This is a genomic window from Wenzhouxiangella sediminis, assembly GCF_003410055.1.
Lineage (GTDB): Bacteria > Pseudomonadota > Gammaproteobacteria > Xanthomonadales > Wenzhouxiangellaceae > Wenzhouxiangella > Wenzhouxiangella sediminis.
Genome location: NZ_QUZK01000018.1, coordinates 19,542 through 32,423, shown reverse-complemented (window position 1 = coordinate 32,423; position 12,882 = coordinate 19,542). Strand labels below are relative to the sequence as shown.

Sequence of the window (12,882 nt, the reverse complement as noted above, 5' to 3'; positions counted from 1 at the left end):
CGCGCATGAACCTGCAGGCGGCCGAGCACATGGTGGTCGTGGACGACCACCCGCTGTTTCGCGAGGCCCTGGCCGGCACGCTCAGGCGAATGCACCCGCAATGCCGGGTGTCGGAGATGGCTTCGTTCGAGCAGCTTCAGGAACTCCTGGAGGCCGATTCGGCGATCGACCTGGTGCTGCTCGACCTGCACCTGCCCGGCCGGCACGGCCTGTCGGCCCTGGCCTGGATGCGGGGCCGCTATCCCGAAATACCCGTCCTGCTGATCTCGGCGCACGACGACACCCGGATCATCCAGCGCGCGATCGCCGACGGGGCGGCCGGGTTTCTTTCGAAGTCGGCTGATTCGGAAACCATCGATCAGGCGATCGACCGCGTGCTCGACGGCGACACCTGGGTGCCGGCCGGGCTCGAACCGCGCGAGCGCGACCCCGGCGAGCTCGAGTTGGTGCAGAAGATCGGCGCGCTCACGCCCCAGCAGTACCGGATTCTCATGATGCTCGGCGAAGGCCTGCTCAACAAGCAGATCGCCTGGGAACTCGACATCACCGAAGCCACGGTCAAGGCCCACATGACCGCCATCATGCGAAAGCTCGACGTCTCCAACCGCACCCAGGCGGTCACGCTGCTCAATCGACTGCAGGTCTCTCCGAAGGCGTTCGAGCAGGACAGCCCGTAGGGATTGACTGCTTCGCCTGACTGCCTCAGCCGTCGGGTTGCCCGGTCCCCGCCTCGTCCAGCAAGCGCCGCATGACCGCGCGCAGGGCTGCCGGCTTGACCGGTTTGAGCAGGCGCCTGAATCCGAGTGCTGCGATCCGTTCCTGCAGCGCGCTGCCGCGATCGGCGGTGACCACCAGGACCGGAAGGGACCGGCCCGAGTCGCTGCGTATCGACAGCGCGGCATCGAGGCCATTGTCCTGGCCTTCCAGGTGGTAGTCGACGATCAGCAAATCGGGCGAATGCTCGAGCATCTGCCGGGCTGCGGCTTCGCGGTCGCGCGCGGTCGAAACGGCGCAACCCCAGCGCTCGAGCATGGCGCGCATGCCGTCCAGAACATCCGGGTCGTCGTCCAGGCACAACACCCGGCGATCGCTGAACTGTCCCACCTGACTCTCCGGGCGTGCCGCTTGCCCGTTCCGTTCCCATGAGCCGACCTGCGCGGCGGGAACGCTGACCGAGAACACGCTGCCGCACCCCACCCTCGAGCGAAGGTCGAGCGGCGCTTCGAGCATCAGGCTGATTCGCTGGCAGATCGCGAGCCCAAGACCCAGGCCCTGTTCCGACACGTCGGCGTCTTCCTCCGCCGCCAGGCGCTCGAACTCCCGGAAGACCCGTTCGCGATCGTTCTCGGCGATGCCCGGGCCCGAATCCCATACTTCGATCAGCACGTTCTCCCCGCGCCGCCGGCAGCCCAGGAGCACACCACCTTCCCTCGTGTAGCGCAGGGCGTTGCCGACGAGGTTGGCCAGGACCCGCTGGAGCAGTTTCTGATCGCTGCGGACCCAGGCGCCGCTCGGGCGGAGCCGCAGCTTGAGCCCCCGGCGCGCCGCCAGCGCCCCGAACTGGCGCTCGAGCTTGTCGAACAGGACCTGAACGGGAAACTCCGACCAGCGCGGCTGCAGGGCGCCCTGGTCGAGGCGGCTGATGTCGAGCAATGCCGACAGCAGGTCTTCGGCCACGCTCAGGCTGTGATCGACACGGCGGCTGAGGTTGGCCTCCTCCTCGGGCAGGCGATCGGCGGACTGCCTGAGCGAGGAAGAAAAGAGGCGCGCGGCATTGAGCGGCTGTAGCAGGTCGTGGCTCGCCGCGGCCAGGAATCGCGTCTTGCTCTCGTTGGCCGCCTCGGCCTCCTGTCTCGCGGTATCGAGGGCCTGCATGGCGCGGTTGAGTTCGCGCGTGCGTTCGGCCACCTGCTGCTCCATCGTGGCGTAGGCGCGCTTGAGCTCGCGCTCGGTTCGCTTGAAGCTGGTGATGTCGGTATAGGTGGTCACGTAGCCGCCCTGCGGCATGGGATTGCCGCGGATCTCGATGACGCGGCCGTCGCCGTGATGGCGTTCGAACACGTAAGGCGTTCGCCGCCGCATGTGATGCATACGCCGATCGACGGCCTCCTCGATTTGCTCGGGGCTGCCTTCGAGCCAGCGCTCCAGGTTGTAGCGGATCAACTCCTCCACGGGGCGCCCGATGTAGACCATGCCGGGCGGATACTCGAGCAGTTCGGCATAGGCCCGGTTCCAGCTGACCAGGCGCAGGTCGGCGTCCACCACGCTCACGCCCTGGCTGATGTGGTCGAGCGTGGCGTCGAGCAGGTCGCGGTTGAACTGGATCGCGCTGGAGGTCTGCTCCAGCAGGGCCAGCGCATCGTCGGGCCGCATGCCGCTGCGCCGCAGTCCCGCGGCCAGGACGGTACGCGCCGAGGCCGACCCGATGCAGCCGGAAAGCAGGCGCTCGGTGAACCCGATGAGGTCGTGGTCGGCGGGCATGTCCTCATCGGCCGCCGTTCGCTCACCGCCCAGCGCGCTGGCGAAGGCGGTATCGACCCGCTCGCGGCCGATGAAGCCGGCGGCGAGTTCGCGCAACTCGCCGATGGTGACCGGACGGGCCGTGCGGCTGCCCAGCAGCCTGGGAAGGACCGGGCGGCGCCGCCGCACCCACAGTGACACCAGCAAAAGCGCGGACACGTTGCCCGCCAGGCCGATCAGGGTGGCGCGGTAGAGTCCGGGCTCGAGCCAGCCCGGCCAGTCGGTGAATATCGAGGGCATGAAGATCATCGACAGCCAGACGCCCAGCCCGAACAGCAGGCCCGCCATGGCACCTTCCCGGCTCGCACCGCGCCAGTAGACGCCGATGACCAGCGCGGGCGCGAACTGGATCACCGCCGCGAAGGACGTTAGCCCGATCGCGGCAAGCCGGTCGGTGGTCTGCAGCACCAGGTAATACAGCCAGGCCATGACGGCCAGGGCGATGATGGTGATGCGGCGGGCGTTGAGAACGACTTGGCTGAAGTCGTTGCCCCGGCGCGATTTCAGACGCAACAACAACGGCACCAGCAGGTCGTTGCTGACCATGGTGGCCAAGGCCACGGTGGCCACGATGACCATGCCGGTGGCCGCCGAGAACCCGCCCAGGAAACTGAGCATGGTCAGCCAGCCCTGATCCGCGCTCATCGGTAGGGTCAGCACGAAAGTGTCGGCGTTGAACGATCCCTGGCCGAGGCGCTCCATGCCGGCCAGCGCGATCGGAACCACCAGCAACGTGAACGCCAGCAGGTAGACGGGAAACAGCCAGCGCGCGGTGCGCAGGTCGGCCTCGTTTTCGTTTTCGACGAAATTGACCTGGAACTGCCGCGGCAGGCAGATGATGGCCGCGGCCGCCAGCAGGGTCTGCACCCAGAAGCCCTCGGGCAAGGCACCCGGCAGGAACAGGGCCCGGTATTCGACATCGCCGCTGACTCGCTCGAGCATGCCGCCCGGCCCGTCGAGCACCGCGAACAGCGCCCACAGGCCGACCGCGGCAAAAGCGACGAGCTTGACCATGGACTCGAAGGCTACCGCCACGACCATGCCGCGGTGGTGCTCGCTGGCTTCGAGCCGGCGCGCGCCGAAGAGCACGGCGAAGACGCCCAGGCCCAGGGCCAGCACCAGCGCAAGGGTTTGTTCGGAGAGCGCGTCGCGACCGTCGCTGATCGCGACCAGGCCCATGGTGACGGCCTTGAGCTGCAGCGCGATGTAGGGGATCGACCCGATCACGGCCGCCAGGGTCACTGCGATGGCCAGCGGGCGGGAGCGTCCGTAGCGATGCGCGATGAAATCGGCGATCGAGGTCAGGCGCTGCTGGCGGCTCTGTCGGAGGATTCGCTGCATCAGGTCGTGTCCAAAGACCAGCACCAGGATCGGGCCGAGATAGATGGTCGCGAACAGCCAGCCATTCTCCACGGCGCTGCCCACGGCGCCGAAGAAGGTCCAGGAAGTGCAGTAGACCGCCAGGGAAAGCGAATAGACGGCGGCGCGGGTCTTCGGCCCGAGCGGAATCGCCGCGCCGCGATCGCCCCACCAGGCGATGGCGAACAGCAGCCCCACATAGGCCAGGGACAGGAGAGCGATCAGGGACGCTGAGAACATTCGCGCAGGTCTCGGAAACCGGATTCATCATAGCAATCCGCGCCTCCGGTATCGCGGGCCCATCGACTAAAGTCGAAAGGCGCTTCGGATAAGGCGTTGCTACATTCCCCGGAGAATCACCGCAATCACGAGGGAATCTCCGTCATGTCCGATCAAGCCACGCGCGATCGCTACTGGAAAGCCAACCTGCGGCTCATGGCGATCTGCCTGATCATCTGGTTCACCGTCTCCTACGGCTTCGGCATCCTGCTCGTCGACGTGCTCGACCGCTTCCAGCTGTTCGGATACCCGCTGGGCTTCTGGTTCGCCCAGCAGGGTTCGATCTACACCTTCCTCGGTCTGATCTTCTTCTATGCCTGGCGCATGAACAAGCTCGACCGCGAGCACGACTTTCACGAGGAATAAGGAGCCGACATGGACCTGCAAACACTCACCTACATCGTCGTCGGCGCCACCTTCGTGCTCTACATCGGCATCGCGATCTGGTCGCGGGCGCATTCGACCGGCGACTTCTACGTGGCCGGCAAGGGCGTGCATCCGGTGGCCAACGGCATGGCCACCGGCGCGGACTGGATGTCGGCCGCCTCGTTCATCTCCATGGCCGGCCTGATCGCCTTCCTGGGCTACGACGGCTCGGTCTACCTGATGGGCTGGACCGGCGGCTACGTGCTGCTCGCCCTGCTGCTGGCCCCCTACCTGCGCAAGTACGGCAAGTTCACGGTGCCGGAGTTCATCGGCGATCGCTACTACTCGAAATCGGCGCGCATCGTCGCCGTGATCTGCCTGATCTTCATCTCCTTCACCTACGTGGCCGGACAGATGCGCGGCGTGGGCATCGTTTTCTCGCGCTTCCTGGAGGTCGACATCCTCACCGGCCTGCTGGTCGGCATGGGCATCGTCTTCATCTATGCCGTGCTCGGCGGCATGAAGGGCATCACCTACACCCAGGTGGCGCAGTACTGCGTGCTGATCTTCGCCTACACCGTGCCGGCGGTCTTCATCTCGATCCAACTGACCGGCAATGCACTGCCCCAACTGGGCCTGGGTTCGACCGTCAGCGGCTCGGAATCGGTCTGGCTGCTGGAGCGACTGGACAGCGTCGTGCAGGACCTCGGTTTCGGCGCCTACACCGACGGCTCGAAGGCAACCATCGACGTGTTCTGTATCACCCTGGCCCTGATGGTCGGCACGGCGGGGCTGCCGCACGTCATCGTGCGCTTCTTCACGGTCCCCAAGGTCAGCGACGCCCGGCGATCCGCCGGCTGGGCGCTTTTCTTCATCGCCCTGCTCTACACGACGGCCCCCGCCGTCGGCGCCATGGCCCGCCTGAACCTGATCGAGACGATCTGGCCGGGCGGCAACAGCGAGGAAACGCAGCCGCTGGCCTACGAGGAACGGCCCAACTGGTTCCGCACCTGGGAAGAGACGGGCCTGCTGGGTTTCGAGGACAAGAACGGCGACGGCCGGATCCAGTACTACAACGACGCCAACGAGCAGTTCTCGCCGGTGGCCGAGTCGCGCGGCTGGGAAGGCAACGAACTGACCGTCGACCGCGACATCATGGTGCTGGCCAACCCGGAAATCGCCAACCTGCCCAACTGGGTCATCGCCCTGATCGCCGCCGGCGGGATCGCCGCCGCCCTGTCCACCGCGGCCGGGTTGCTGCTGGTCATCTCTTCGGCCGTGTCGCACGACCTCGTGAAGGGTATCTTCAAACCCGACATGAGCGAGCGCGGAGAGCTGCTCACCGGACGCATCGCCGCGGCAGTGGCCATCGTCATCGCCGGCTATCTCGGCTACAACCCACCCGGCTTCGTGGCCCAGGTGGTGGCATTCGCCTTCGGGCTGGCGGCCGCGTCGCTGTTCCCCGCCATCATCATGGGCATCTTCTCGACGCGCATCAATCGCGAAGGCGCCATCGCCGGCATGCTGACCGGCCTGCTGTTCACCTTCGGCTACATTCTCTACTTCAAGGGCATCTTCATCACGCCCCTGGCCGAGAACGTGCCGGAGAACTGGCTGTTCGGCATCTCGCCGGAAGGCATCGGCGTGGTCGGCATGCTGCTCAACGTCATCGTGGCAACCGTGGTCAGCAAGCTGACGGCTCCGCCGCCGGCCGATATCCGCGACCTGGTCGAGGACATCCGGGTGCCGCGCGGTGCTGCCGCCGCGCACGGCCACTGATCCCCGGCTCTCCCCGATGATCCTTCTTCCTCCGGAAGGATCCGCTTGGCCGGCAGCAGGCGCTGCCGGCCTCTTTTTTTCCGTTCGGGCATGGAGATAATGGCGACATGAGCCCGGCACCCAAAGACATTTCAGAGTTCCTGTCGCAGGTCGTTCCCTTCGACGCCCTGGCGCAGGATCTCGTCGGCCGGCTCGCCGGATTGCTGACCATCCGGTACTTTCGCGCCGGCGACCGGATCGCCGCGTTCGATCCGCCCGGCCAGTCGGCACTGTTCATCGTGCGCAAGGGGGCGGTCGAACTGCTTGATGCAAACGGTGACTCACTCGAGCACCGCGGGGAAGGCGAGCTATTCGGGCACCGGATCGTTTTCGATCCGCCCGTCGAGCGTTATTCGGTCAGGGCGGTCGAGGATTGCCTGATATGGGAACTCGGTCGGGAACACGTCGAGCGGCTCATCGCCGAGCATGACGCGATGTCCCGATTCCTGGCCGCGCGCCCCGCCGCGCGACTGGCCACCGGCGATGGGACCACGGGAGGCGATGCACTGGCCCATCTCGGCCTGCGCCCGCCCGTCACCACCGGACCGGAGCGGTCCATCGGAGACTGCGCCCGGCTGATGGCCCAACACCGCATCAGTTGCCTGCCCGTGGTTTCCGACGATCGGCTGGTCGGCATCGTCACCGACCGCGACCTGCGAAACCGTGTGCTGGCACGAAACCTCCCGGCCGACACGGACGTCGGCCAGATCATGACCCCCGATCCGTCGCCCGTAAGAGACTCGGCGCCAGCCTCGGAGGCCGTGGTGGAGATGATGCGCCTGGGCGTGCATCACCTGCCGGTCCTGGATGCCGGCGATCGCCTGGTCGCCGTGGTCAGCTCCGGCGACCTGATGCAACTGCAGGCGCCCGACCCCCTGCGCCTGGTTCGCGACATCGCGCGTGCCGAAGACGCCGACGCCGTCGCGCACCTCGCCCGGCGGGGGCCGGCGCTGCTTGCCGGACTGGCGCGGGCCGGCACCGGCGTCACGGAAGTCGGTCGCATGGCATCGCGCATCACCGACGCCTGCACCGGTCGCCTGCTGGAACTGGCCGAACGGGACCTGGGCGAAGCGCCGATGGCCTGGACCTGGCTGTCCTTCGGCTCCCAGGCTCGGCTCGAGCAAGGGCTGGTCAGCGACCAGGACAACGGCCTCCTGCTAGCCGACGAGCCCGACGATGGCGCCGAAGACTACTTTCGATCCATGGCCGAATTCGTCTGCACGGGGCTGGACGCCTGCGGCTATGTCTTTTGTCCCGGCGGCGTCATGGCCCAGGGCGAGTGGCGGATGTCGCGTCGGGCCTGGCGCAAGCGCTTCGATGACTGGATGCGCGAGCCGGAACCCAAGTCGGTCATGCACTGCAGCATCTTCTTCGACATGCGCGCGGTACGAGGCGATTCGCGCATGGCCGAATCACTCCACCGCGAAGTCCTCGAGCAAGCCCGGGAAAGCGACATCTTTCGTCGTTTCCTGGCCGCAGAGTCGATGACCCACCGACCGCCGCTCGGCCTGTTCCGGCAATTCGTCCAGGAGCGCGGCGGCGAGAGAAGCAAGGGACTCAACCTCAAGAAGCGGGGCGTCATCCCCATCGTCGACCTGGCCCGGGTTCACGCCCTGGAAGGCGCCCTCGGGGCCGTGCACAGCGAGGATCGAATTCGCGCTGCCGGCGAAGCCGGCCTCATCAGCAGCGGCGATGCCGACGACCTCATCCACGCCCTGCGCTTCATCGGCGGCGTACGATTGCGCCACCAGGCCCGGCAGATGGAACACGGCCACAAGCCCGACAACCTGGTCGACCCGGACGAACTGTCCAGCCTGCACCGTCGCTACCTGCGCTCGGCCTTCAGCATCGTCACCTCCGCGCAGCGCGCCCTGGCCCAGCACTACATGCTGTGAACGCGGCTTTCCTCCATCCACTGCGCTACTGGCGCTGGCAACGTGCCCGGCGCCGCCTCGGCGGAAACTGGCCCTCAGCGGCCCTGCCCGTCGAGGCCGCCCCTCTGCTGGCCATCGACCTGGAGATGACCGGCCTGGATCCCGTCAGGGACGAAATCATCAGCATCGGATGGGTACCCATCAACGCTGGCGCGATCGATCTCGGCGGCGCGCAGGATCATCGCCTGGCGCGAAGCGAACGCGACACCGTCGGTGACTCGGCGACCATCCACGGGCTGCGGGATTGCGATCTCGCCGACGCGAAGTCACCGGATGTCGCCCTGCGGGCGCTGATCGCGGCGCTGGACGGTCGCGTCGCGGTCTTTCACCATGCGCCGCTGGACCTGGCGTTCCTGCAGCGTGCGCTGGCCTCAAGCCTCCGAACGGCCTGGCCCGTGCCGGTCATCGACACCCTCGCGTGGCACCGTCGGCGCATGCGGATGTCCGGGACGGAACACGCCCACGGGAACGCGTCGACGCTGGAAGCGGCCTGCCGCCGCCTTGGGCTGGTCGCTCGAAGCCAGCACGACGCGCTGGCCGATGCCCTGTCCTGTGCCGAACTGGCGCTGGCGCTCGCCCGACTGGGTCACGCCCGCTTGATCGAAGTGGCTCAGCCGCCGCGCTCAGGATTCCACTCGGTCCGAAGTCAGGGATCGGCGGCTTTCGGGCCGGGCGGAATCCAGCCGTAACCCAGGTTGTCCATTTGCTCCAGGATCCAGTTCTGGCGCTGGCGCAGGAAGTCGTCCGGGCGGTTCGCCTCGAACCGTTTCGGCGCCGGCAGCACGGCGGCCAGTAGCGCTGCCTCGTTCCGGGAAAGTGCTCGCGCGGACTTGCCGAAATACTGCATCGACGCGGCCTCGGCACCGAACACGCCGGTATCGAATTCAGCGATGTTGAGATAGATCTCGAGCAGCCGGTGCTTGGGGACGAACAATTCCAGCGGCACGGTCAGCGCCGCTTCGAGACCCTTCCGTATCCAGTCCTGACCCGGCCAGAGGTAGAGATTGCGGGCCAGCTGCTGGCTGATTGTACTGGCCCCGCGCAGGCGTCCGCCGTCCAGCCGCGTGTCGACGGCCTGGCGTATCTGCTCCAGATCGAAGCCGAAGTGATGGGGGAACTTCTGGTCCTCCGACGCGATGACCGCCAGCTTGAGATGGTCCGATAGGCGTTCGTAGGCGACCCATTGCTGGCGGACGGCTCGATCGTTGCGCCTTTCGTCGAGGATCATGTAGGCCGAAGTGGGCGGATCGATCCAGCGCAGCGGGAGGGTCAGGCCGACGAGCAAGAGAATGCCGAGGACGCCCAGTCGAAACAGCCACCGCCCAAGGCCTCGCAGGAATCGTTTCATGGCTCGTCACCCTGGCGCAATTCGGCGCAGAGCCGTCGAAAATCCGACTCGCTCATTTGTTCCCTGAACAGGCCGACGGCGCGCGGCAGGCGCGTCGTGTCGGGACGCCAGCGGAATCCGACGTACAGCGGTGAGACGAACGGCAGGCCGACCACCTCACCGGTCCGTGGCTGGCGGCCCGGTCGATCGAGGCGTACGCGTCGCCCCGTCACCGTCAGGCCACTGACCGTCGGACGCAGGAGGCGCAGGACGGCGAAACCGCCGACGACTGCGACAAGGCATGCCAGGAACAGGCGAATGAAAAAGGGCGATCCGTTGGCGAACGCGGCCAGGCAGGCGAGCAGGCTCAGCCCGGACACGACCAGGGCCGCGCCGCGAGCCGGTCCCACTGGCCAGTCAGCGCCGGGACGGGCCGAAGTGGCGGGCACGAATGGCCTCGACGATTTCTTCCAGGCCCCGTTCGGGGTCGGAGCGCCCCAACAACCAATCCCAGAGCCGGTCGTCCTCGATCTCCAGCAGACGATCGAAGGCCTCGCGCAGATCGTCGCCGGCTCCCGCCCAGCACACCTCCAGCCAGCCGCCGAGCATCACGTCGAGCTCCTGCATGCCCCGCCGGCAGCGCCAGCGCAGTTTCGCAGGGGGCTCTTGCGCTGTCATCCCGGTGAACCTCGAGGCGACTCGCTAGAGCCCCCGCCTAGCTAGCATCATCTTCTTGATCTCGGCAATCGCCTTGGCCGGGTTGAGACCCTTCGGGCAGGTCTTGGTGCAGTTCATGATGGTGTGGCAGCGATACAGGCGGAACGGGTCCTCGAGATCGTCGAGGCGTTCACCCGTGGCTTCGTCGCGCGAGTCCACCAGCCAGCGATAGGCCTGCAGCAGGATCGCGGGGCCAAGATAGCGCTCGCCGCTCCACCAGTAGCTCGGGCAGGCAGTCGAGCAGCAGGCGCACAGGATGCATTCGTAGAGACCGTCGATGTGCTTGCGGTCCTCGGGCGACTGCAGGCGCTCCTTGTCCGGCGGCGCGGGACTCTGCGTGCGCAGCCAGGGCCGGATCGACGCGTACTGGGCGTAGAAGTGAGTGAGATCGGGCACCAGGTCCTTGACCACCGGCATGTGCGGCAGCGGGTAGATCTTGACGTCGCCGGAGATCTCGTCGATACCCTTGGTGCAGGCGAGCGTATTGGTGCCGTCGATGTTGAATGCACAGGACCCGCAGATGCCTTCGCGGCAGGAACGACGGAACGTCAGCGTCGGATCGATCTCGTTCTTGATCTTGATGACCGCGTCGAGCACCATCGGCCCGCAGTCGTCGAGGTCGATATCGTATGAATCGACCCGCGGATTCTCGCCGCTGTCCGGGTCCCAGCGGTAGACGCGGAAGGTCTTGACGTTCTTCGCACCCTCGGGCGCGGGGTGATGATTGCCCTTGGAAATGCGAGAGTTCTTCGGGAGTCTGAATTCAGCCATGGTCAGTAGGTTCTCGCCTTCGGAGGAATGACTTCGGCTTCGTCGGTCAGCGTGTGCATGTGCACCGGCCGGTAGTCGATCTTCGTCTTGCTCGCCTCGTCCATCCAGATGAGCGTGTGCTTCATCCAGTTGTCGTCGTCGCGGTCGCTGTAGTCCTCGCGGGCATGCGCGCCGCGGCTTTCGGTGCGGTTCTCGGCCGCCACCATGGTGGTCACCGCGTTGCCCAAAAGGTTGCGCAGTTCCAGCGTTTCGACCAGGTCGGAGTTCCAGACCAGGCCGCGGTCGCTGACCTTGACGCGCTCGAACTTGGCGGCGACCTCGTTGATCTTTCCGCAGCCTTCCTCGAGCGTCTCGCCGGTGCGGAATACGGCTGCGTTGTTCTGCATGACCTGCTGCATCTCGCCCCGGATCTCCGCGGTCGACACATCGCCGTCGGCGTGGCGCAGGCGGTCGAACTCGCCGACGAGCGCATCCAGCGTGCCCTTGGGCAGGGGCTTGTGCGACTGCCCCGGCTGGATCGTCTCGCCGCAGCGATTGGCCACGGCGCGGCCGAAGACGATCAGGTCGAGCAGGGAATTCGAGCCGAGGCGATTGGCTCCGTGCACCGACACGCAGGCCGCCTCGCCGATGGCGTAGAGGCCCTGCACGACGCTGTCGGGATCGCCGTCGGCAAGCGTGACCACCTCGCCGTGATAGTTGGTCGGGATGCCGCCCATGTTGTAGTGCACGGTCGGCAGAACCGGAATCGGCTCTTTCGTGACGTCCACGCCGGCGAAGATCCGGGCCGACTCGGCGATCCCGGGGAGCCGGTCGTGGATGACGTCGGCGCCGAGGTGCTGCAGGTTGAGATGGATGTGATCCTTGTTGGGTCCCACCCCGCGGCCTTCGCGGATCTCGATGGTCATCGAGCGCGAAACCACGTCGCGCGAGGCCAGGTCCTTGGCATTGGGCGCGTAGCGTTCCATGAAGCGCTCGCCCTCGGAATTGGTCAGGTAACCGCCCTCGCCGCGCACGCCCTCGGTGATCAGGCAGCCGGCGCCGTAGATGCCGGTGGGGTGGAACTGCACGAACTCCATGTCCTGGAGCGGCAGGCCGGCGCGCAGCACCATGCCGTTGCCGTCGCCCGTGCAGGTATGAGCCGAGGTGCAGGAGAAGTACGAGCGGCCGTAGCCACCGGTGGCCAGGATGACGGCATGCGCCCGGAATTCGTGCAGCGTGCCCGTGCCCAGGTCCCAGGCCAGCGCACCGCGGCAGACGCCGTCGTCGTCCATCAGCAGGTCGATGGCGAAATACTCGATGAAGAACTGGGCATCGTGCTTGAGCGACTGCTGGTAGAGCGTGTGCAGGATGGCGTGGCCCGTCCGGTCGGCGGCCGCGGCCGTGCGCTGCGCAGTGCCTTCGCCGAAGTGCGTGGTCATGCCGCCGAAGGGGCGCTGGTAGATCTTGCCCTCTTCGGTGCGCGAGAACGGCACGCCGAAATGCTCGAGTTCGATCACCGCCTGCATGGCGTTCTTGCACATGTACTCGATGGCGTCCTGGTCACCGAGCCAGTCCGAACCCTTGACCGTGTCGTACATATGCCAGCGCCAGTCGTCCTCGCCCATGTTGCCGAGCGCGGCACTCATGCCGCCCTGCGCTGCGACGGTGTGCGAACGGGTCGGAAAGACCTTGGTGATGCAGGCGGTGTTCAGGCCGGTCGCGGCCAGACCCATGGTGGCGCGAAGGCCGGCGCCACCCGCGCCGATGACCAGCACGTCGTACTCGTGCCGGGTAATGTCGTAGTTACTCAAC

11 protein-coding genes are annotated in these 12,882 nt (G+C 66.7%); 5 read left to right on the top strand and 6 right to left on the bottom strand.

Annotated elements, in window-relative coordinates:
• The first annotated feature begins 5 nt into the window (after positions 1-5).
• Positions 6-677 (top strand): response regulator transcription factor, encoded by a 672-nt coding sequence (locus tag DZC52_RS03970; RefSeq protein ID WP_116649831.1) that lies wholly within the window; start codon positions 6-8, stop codon positions 675-677.
• A gap of 25 nt (positions 678-702) precedes the next feature.
• Here DZC52_RS03970 and DZC52_RS03965 read toward each other — a convergent pair whose 3' ends face one another.
• The gene (locus DZC52_RS03965) at positions 703-4,119 is read right to left on the bottom strand and encodes a hybrid sensor histidine kinase/response regulator (protein ID WP_116649830.1); all 3,417 of its coding nucleotides are present in this window, start codon (positions 4,117-4,119) and stop codon (positions 703-705) included.
• 144 nt (positions 4,120-4,263) lie between these two features.
• Between DZC52_RS03965 and DZC52_RS03960 the strand changes: the two genes are divergently transcribed.
• The 4 genes from DZC52_RS03960 (at position 4,264) to DZC52_RS03945 (ending at position 8,965) form a co-directional block, all read left to right on the top strand.
• Positions 4,264-4,524 (top strand): DUF4212 domain-containing protein, encoded by a 261-nt coding sequence (locus DZC52_RS03960; protein ID WP_116649829.1) that lies wholly within the window; start codon positions 4,264-4,266, stop codon positions 4,522-4,524.
• A 9-nt stretch (positions 4,525-4,533) separates the two neighbouring features.
• The gene (locus DZC52_RS03955) at positions 4,534-6,303 is read left to right on the top strand and encodes a sodium:solute symporter family protein (protein WP_116649828.1); all 1,770 of its coding nucleotides are present in this window, start codon (positions 4,534-4,536) and stop codon (positions 6,301-6,303) included.
• Positions 6,304-6,410: 107 nt separating this feature from the next.
• Positions 6,411-8,237, top strand: coding sequence for a putative nucleotidyltransferase substrate binding domain-containing protein (locus tag DZC52_RS03950; protein WP_116649827.1), 1,827 nt, complete (start codon positions 6,411-6,413; stop codon positions 8,235-8,237).
• Complete coding sequence (locus tag DZC52_RS03945; protein WP_116649826.1) at positions 8,234-8,965, top strand: 3'-5' exonuclease; 732 nt, start codon at positions 8,234-8,236, stop codon at positions 8,963-8,965. Before DZC52_RS03950 ends, DZC52_RS03945 begins: the two co-directional genes overlap by 4 nt.
• On the opposite strand, the gene mtgA is transcribed toward DZC52_RS03945, so the two are convergent.
• Genes mtgA through sdhA form a run of 5 tightly spaced genes read right to left on the bottom strand, consistent with a single transcriptional unit; the run spans position 8,923 to position 12,881 of the window.
• Positions 8,923-9,624: a monofunctional biosynthetic peptidoglycan transglycosylase gene (gene mtgA / locus DZC52_RS03940; protein WP_116649825.1), complete on the bottom strand. Its 702-nt coding sequence runs from the start codon at positions 9,622-9,624 to the stop codon at positions 8,923-8,925. The genes DZC52_RS03945 and mtgA overlap by 43 nt on opposite strands.
• Positions 9,621-10,013 carry a YgfX family protein gene (locus tag DZC52_RS03935; protein WP_181918761.1) on the bottom strand — a complete coding sequence of 131 codons (393 nt, stop codon included), beginning with the start codon at positions 10,011-10,013 and terminating at the stop codon, positions 9,621-9,623. Before DZC52_RS03935 ends, mtgA begins: the two co-directional genes overlap by 4 nt.
• A 7-nt stretch (positions 10,014-10,020) precedes the next feature.
• A complete protein-coding gene (locus DZC52_RS03930) occupies positions 10,021-10,281 on the bottom strand; it encodes an FAD assembly factor SdhE (protein WP_116649823.1) in 261 nt (86 codons plus the stop codon).
• 24 nt (positions 10,282-10,305) lie between these two features.
• Positions 10,306-11,091 (bottom strand): succinate dehydrogenase iron-sulfur subunit, encoded by a 786-nt coding sequence (locus tag DZC52_RS03925; RefSeq protein WP_116649822.1) that lies wholly within the window; start codon positions 11,089-11,091, stop codon positions 10,306-10,308.
• Between the two features lie 2 nt (positions 11,092-11,093).
• Positions 11,094-12,881, bottom strand: coding sequence for a succinate dehydrogenase flavoprotein subunit (gene sdhA / locus DZC52_RS03920; RefSeq protein WP_116649821.1), 1,788 nt, complete (start codon positions 12,879-12,881; stop codon positions 11,094-11,096).
• Position 12,882: the final 1 nt, after the last annotated feature.

Coding starts and splice junctions, on each gene's coding strand:
- DZC52_RS03960 (WP_116649829.1), top strand. CDS start 4,264: ATGTCCGATCAAGCCACGCGCGATCGCTACTGGAAAGCCAACCTGCGG.
- DZC52_RS03930 (WP_116649823.1), bottom strand. CDS start 10,281: ATGACAGCGCAAGAGCCCCCTGCGAAACTGCGCTGGCGCTGCCGGCGG.
- DZC52_RS03970 (WP_116649831.1), top strand. CDS start 6: ATGAACCTGCAGGCGGCCGAGCACATGGTGGTCGTGGACGACCACCCG.
- DZC52_RS03955 (WP_116649828.1), top strand. CDS start 4,534: ATGGACCTGCAAACACTCACCTACATCGTCGTCGGCGCCACCTTCGTG.
- DZC52_RS03950 (WP_116649827.1), top strand. CDS start 6,411: ATGAGCCCGGCACCCAAAGACATTTCAGAGTTCCTGTCGCAGGTCGTT.
- DZC52_RS03925 (WP_116649822.1), bottom strand. CDS start 11,091: ATGGCTGAATTCAGACTCCCGAAGAACTCTCGCATTTCCAAGGGCAAT.
- mtgA (WP_116649825.1), bottom strand. CDS start 9,624: ATGAAACGATTCCTGCGAGGCCTTGGGCGGTGGCTGTTTCGACTGGGC.
- DZC52_RS03965 (WP_116649830.1), bottom strand. CDS start 4,119: ATGTTCTCAGCGTCCCTGATCGCTCTCCTGTCCCTGGCCTATGTGGGG.